Here is a 5,412-nt window from a genome sequence, read left to right as displayed (position 1 = left end):
AAGAAACAGAGCCCGACCGGATTGTCCGACGCGTTGAGTTTACGGACATTCTCCGGGTCAAGAATCTGTGCCAGTCGTTCCGGTGAAAATGGATCCAATCGTTCTTTGTAACGCTGCCAGTCAGCACGTGTTTTAATGGGATAGTCAAGATGCCCATAGAATGTGGTCGGTGCCTTTTTATCGCGTTTAACGGTTGTGCCCATTGTTGTTGTCGCGATGATGTATTCACTGTCTTCAGAGATAACTTTCTCTTCAAATGGGGGAATTGGGTAAAGATCAACACCTCCGGCGTAAACGAGTTCTGCCATCTTCAAGAACTCCACAGGTGTCTTGTCCGGTGGCAGGCCTTCCTCATGCCAGCGCTCGATCGCAGGTTCCTCGAAAGGCTCTAACGCCATCACTGGCAGCCGATCTACAGGTTCGTAGCGCATGATTCTTAGAAAACGCTCACGATTATTCACGGACGATATTCCTTTCTTGCTCCATAAGCGTGATATAGGTCAGATGAAGCATATTTTACGCTCTTTTCATTTTTTTAATAAAAGCAAAATAACACTTGGGAAAATCACCCCGCTGAACGTTGAGAAGATCGAAATGCTACTGATTCTTTCCATTACAAATCGACTTAACAAGATTATATCGAAATAACCCCAAAAAGTCAAGCAAAAAAATACGCAAAAACAAAATATTTTATGAACAGAAGGCAGCTTGTGCAGGATTGTTTTATTTCAACGTCCTTTCAAACCAATCTACAACAGTTTTATTGAGCGAATCAGTCAAAGCCACACTGGAAAAAACATGATCGGCTCCTTCGACTAATTTCAGTTCTGTAGAAACATTTTGTCTGTCTTTTAGCAAATCAAAATAATCGTACGCCGCCGATTCAGGAACGACCACATCGTTATTGCCGTGAATGATGAGGGCGTGCCCGGCATAGTTTTTGATCGTTTCCAGCGGTTTGACTTGAGGGAGTACTTCGAAAAATTTTTGACCGACCGGGTTACCGCCAGTATCCAGATACCACGTACCGTCTGGTTTATGAATGCGAGGGATGTTTTCTAACAATTTTTTAAAATTTTCTTCCGGGCGCGACACAGCAGAGAGCAAAACAAGCGACTTAACGTCCGGTTCGCTACCGGCGAGTAGTGCGGCAACGCCGCCGCCCATGCTCAAGCCGAGTACGCCGATTTTATTCACGTCAACTTCTGGTTGCTGGCGCAGAAAAGCCAGGGCCGCGTTGGCGTCCGCCAATTCGGTTAAATAGGTCATTTCTTCGAACGTGCCTTCGCTGTCGCCGCTGCCGAAGAAATCGAAACGCAGGCAAACAAAGCCGGCTTTTGCCAGTTCGCGCGCCATTTCGGTGAACATGAAATGCGATTCCGCCTTGTTTCCGGTAAAACCGTGCAACAATATTACCGTCGGATATTTGGGAGAAGTTTTTCGCGGAAAATGCATTATCCCGACCAATTGATTTCCGTCTCTTTCAAAAACAACCGGTTTTTCATATTTTTGCATGGTCTGATCCTTCTGGCAATTGAATGTGAGGGAAATTGTCGCAATAATGAGCAAAAATATATTTTTCATCAACTGAAATCCTCCAGCTTGGTGAGATCAGATTTAAATTTCTCCTTTTCCTGGCGCAGCTTTTCCAATTTTTCCATCAAATTGCGATAATGAATCTGGAGCATTTCAAAGGCAAAATCGGATGTCAGTTCCGGTACGGCAAAGTCGATATTTTCAATAACGTCCGTTTTCCAATGCCAGTTGGGAATCAAACCTTTTTCGTCGGTGGCGAGAAACAAGATCGCATGATATCCGCGGCTGGCAGGAACAATGGCGTCGGTGTAAGCCAGCGTGTATTTGTCGGGCGTCACAGCGGCGAATTTATTTTGTTTTGCCGTTTCTTCAGCAGCACGAATGAGTTCGGGCGAGAATTTGTAACGGTTGATCATGCCTTCGACTGTGTAGTAGTGGAGAATTCCGCTGCCGAAGTTGTCAAAATTGATGAAATAACTGGCTTTCTTGGGTAAATCGATGGCGTGTTCCTTGAGAAAAGCCCGCATTCCCAGGGCGCCGACTTCCTCGCTGCCGGTGGCGACGAACCAAAATTCCGCCTCCGGGTAAGATTTTTCTTTGATGCGCGCGGCCAGGTCTAACATTACGGCGACTCCGGAAGCATTATCGGAAGCGCCCTGCACTAATTCGCCTTTGTAGCCGGCGTAAGTCAGCATGACAATTTGAATGACGACGTACGCTCCAATCAGGCAATTAATGATTTTTAAACTCAGTGGCTGAATGTCAAAAATACCCAGGGCGGAAATGAGCAATAGGAGGAACAACATGCCCAGACCGACTAAAAATGTGAGTCGAAATGAAGCGACTTGCTTTGGATTCCACATGGGGCCGGAGCGCGCAGTATCATAATGCGCCGTCAAAATAATTTTGTATGGTGCGTCGGGATTAGGAATTTTTCCCACGACGTTGTGCGATTTGGCGAAACTTAGAATAGGGGAGAGCGGTTTAAATCTGGTGGAAAAATGTCCCCAGAAAAGAATGATGCCGATGATGCCGACAATGGAAGCGACGAGCGGATTGAAAAAATAAAGCACTGCTTCTGCAAGGAAAAATAGCAAAATGATTACCAACTCCCAAGTCATGCGGCTCATGGAGCGAAATTGTTCAATTTCTGCCACTAACCCGATGGAACGCATCACCTGATAGATGTGTTCCGCTGCGCGATGTTCGTTTTGCGAACAGGAAGCCCGATTTTTGAAGATACACAATTCACCTAAAAAACGTTGGATTCGCATGTGACGCCTTTCTTTGATATTATTTCTCTTTTTTTGACAGGATCGACAGGATTATTTTCGATTCACCACGAAGCCGCCAAGACACCAAGAAAAAATTAAAGAAAGAAAGAGGAGCATTGCGTCCTCGTGGCTTTGTGGGATGTAATTAAAATTTAAAGCTTGGGAATATTATAGAAAAAAAATTTGTCATTATCAAGAAAATTTTTCAAGATTTACAAAAATAGCAACTATTTGTCCATTTTTCCCTTGCTTTTTTGGCTGAAATCGGGTAATTTTAAATGTTCATTTTAGAATTGGGGTTTTCATGACATCGTTGCAGGAAAAATTAGAACAATTACCGCGATCGCCGGGTGTTTATTTGTTCAAAGATAGAAAACAAAAAATCATTTATGTGGGCAAGGCGCGCGTTTTGCGCAATCGAGTGCGTTCATATTTTCAGAGCAGCAGAAATTTAGACCCCAAGACGAGACGCCTGGTCGCCAGAGTACACGATTTGGAGACGATCATCACTGACTCTGAAATGGAAGCCCTGATTTTAGAAGCCAATTTAATCAAGGAATACAGACCTCGCTACAACGTCAATTTGAAAGATGACAAAAGTTTTCCTTACATCAGAGTAACTAACGAGCCGTTTCCTCGAATATTTCCAACAAGGAAAATCGTGAAAGATGGATCTCGTTATTTTGGCCCCTATACTGATGTCAAAAAAATGCGCGATTTGCTCAAAGTTGCCAAGCGCATATTTCCCATTCGTAGCTGCAATCTGGATTTGAATGAAAAAAATATCGTTGCCGGAAAATTTAAGGTTTGTCTGGATTATCATATCAATCGCTGTCCCGGCCCCTGTGAAGGATTGATTTCGACGAAAGATTACGCAGAAATTGTCCAGCACGTGATTAATTTTATCAATGGGAGAGACCGGATTGTTCTGCAGAATTTGCAGGTAAAAATGGAGCGTTTCGCTGAAAATCTGGAATTTGAAAAAGCCGCGCAGGTCAGGGATCAGATTCAAAATTTAAAACGATTTCAGTATCGACAAAAAATGGTCACCCCGGAAGACATTGATCGAGATCTTTTTGCCATTTATTCCGAAGAAAATGACGCCTGTGCTGTGGTGTTCAAAATTCGCGAAGGCAGAATCATTGGCAGACACCATCACTTTTTGACTGGCGTCGAAGGAGAACCGCTGGAAAAAATTTTAACGCATTTGCTGATTCGCTACTACCAACATGCGGATTTCATTCCCGGAGAAATTTACATTCCGCAAAAAATTTCCGATGGAAATCACATTGAACAATGGTTGCGCGAAAGAAACGAAGAGACCGTTAAACTTATCGTTCCCATTCGCGGCGAAAAAGCGAAATTACTGGAAATGGCACAACATAATGCTAAACTTCTGCTGCAGGAATTGAAGCTACAAAAGATGAAAGAAAAGGATTTTGTGCCTCATGTATTGCAAGCGCTGCAGCGAGATTTGCACTTGCCGACGCCGCCCAAAAAAATTGAGGCGTTTGATATTTCCAATATTTCCGGAACTGACCCTGTCGCTTCGCTGGTAACTTTTGTTAACGGACAGCCGGCAAAAAGTGAGTACCGCCGTTTCAAAATACGAAGCAAATCCACGCCGGACGATTTTGCCATGATGGCGGAAGTCATTGAGCGCCGCTATTCTCGATTATTGCGGGAAAGAAAGGATTTGCCCGATTTGATTCTGGTGGATGGTGGAAAAGGGCAATTGTCCGCAGCGGTGAATGTCTTGAAAAAATTGGATTTGGCAAATCAACCAATTATCGCTCTTGCCAAACGACTTGATGAAGTTTATTTGCCCGGCGATCCTGATCCGCAAAATATTCCAAAAACATCGTCTGCGCTTCGGCTGCTGCAACGAATTCGCGATGAGTCGCACCGTTTCGCGGTCACCGTTTCGCGGTCGAATTTCACCGAAATTTACGGCGCAAGCGAGCAAAATATTCTGAATTGGACGAAATTCCCGGCGTCGGAGAAAAACGGAAGCGGCAGTTGATTCGCCATTTTGGTTCGCTGAAAAATTTGAAAACTGCCACTGCGGAAGATATAAAAAAGGTTAAAGGAATTCCTGCATCGTTGGCGGAGAAAATCTGGGAGTTTTTTCAAAAGAAAAAGTGACTTCTGCTTCAGGATTTAGCCACAGAGGCACGGAGTGCACAGAGATAAAAGGCTGACGCCTTAAATCCATTCTCTGGTTAGCGAGATTTCGGAATTTAGCCGTAAGGCTTTTATTGTATCTCATTGATATTTCACTTAAAAATTTTCAACTGCTCATTCATATTGCAATTATTTTCGAAAAATCTGATTTTAGAGAAGTATTTTGTTTTATCTTTTTTCGAACGACTCTATGAAAGAATTGCAATTTGATCAAAATAGTTCTCGATTTTAACTTGCTGGAACTCATTGTGAATAAAAAAATTGTTTCTCTTTTGTTATCAGTATTCATTTCCATACAATTGCCGCTTTTAAGCCAAAACGTTCGCGACCAAACGACACTGGTTTTTCCAGCGTTTTTGCACACTTACGGCATTCGCAAGGCGACACGTTTCCATTTATTTGTGTTCACAAAAAACCG

General features: G+C 43.4%; 5 protein-coding genes. 2 read left to right on the top strand and 3 right to left on the bottom strand.

Annotated elements, in window-relative coordinates:
- From GXO74_08325 to GXO74_08315, 3 genes are all read right to left on the bottom strand, one after another.
- Positions 1-308 (bottom strand): hypothetical protein (locus GXO74_08325; GenBank protein ID NOZ61674.1); only part of this gene is annotated, 308 nt, incomplete at its 3' end.
- A 415-nt stretch (positions 309-723) separates the two neighbouring features.
- Positions 724-1,584: an alpha/beta fold hydrolase gene (locus tag GXO74_08320; protein NOZ61673.1), complete on the bottom strand. Its 861-nt coding sequence runs from the start codon at positions 1,582-1,584 to the stop codon at positions 724-726.
- The gene (locus GXO74_08315; protein ID NOZ61672.1) at positions 1,584-2,810 is read right to left on the bottom strand and encodes a M20/M25/M40 family metallo-hydrolase; all 1,227 of its coding nucleotides are present in this window, start codon (positions 2,808-2,810) and stop codon (positions 1,584-1,586) included. Before GXO74_08315 ends, GXO74_08320 begins: the two co-directional genes overlap by 1 nt.
- A gap of 304 nt (positions 2,811-3,114) precedes the next feature.
- Here GXO74_08315 and GXO74_08310 point away from each other — a divergent pair, with 304 nt between their 5' ends.
- Both GXO74_08310 and GXO74_08305 read left to right on the top strand, forming a co-directional pair.
- Complete coding sequence (locus GXO74_08310) at positions 3,115-4,833, top strand: excinuclease ABC subunit C (protein ID NOZ61671.1); 1,719 nt, start codon at positions 3,115-3,117, stop codon at positions 4,831-4,833.
- Positions 4,830-4,955, top strand: a complete 126-nt coding sequence (locus GXO74_08305) for a hypothetical protein (protein NOZ61670.1) — start codon at positions 4,830-4,832, stop codon at positions 4,953-4,955. Before GXO74_08310 ends, GXO74_08305 begins: the two co-directional genes overlap by 4 nt.
- The last annotated feature ends 457 nt before the right edge of the window (positions 4,956-5,412 follow it).

The organism is Calditrichota bacterium, from assembly GCA_013152715.1.
Lineage (GTDB): Bacteria > Zhuqueibacterota > Zhuqueibacteria > Thermofontimicrobiales > Thermofontimicrobiaceae > 4484-87.
This window is presented reverse-complemented; position numbering and strand designations above follow the sequence as displayed.

What these genes read in the sequence shown, in the direction of transcription:
- GXO74_08320 (NOZ61673.1), bottom strand. Translation starts at nt 1,584, where the DNA reads ATGAAAAATATATTTTTGCTCATTATTGCGACAATTTCCCTCACATTC.
- GXO74_08315 (NOZ61672.1), bottom strand. Translation starts at nt 2,810, where the DNA reads ATGCGAATCCAACGTTTTTTAGGTGAATTGTGTATCTTCAAAAATCGG.
- GXO74_08310 (NOZ61671.1), top strand. Translation starts at nt 3,115, where the DNA reads ATGACATCGTTGCAGGAAAAATTAGAACAATTACCGCGATCGCCGGGT.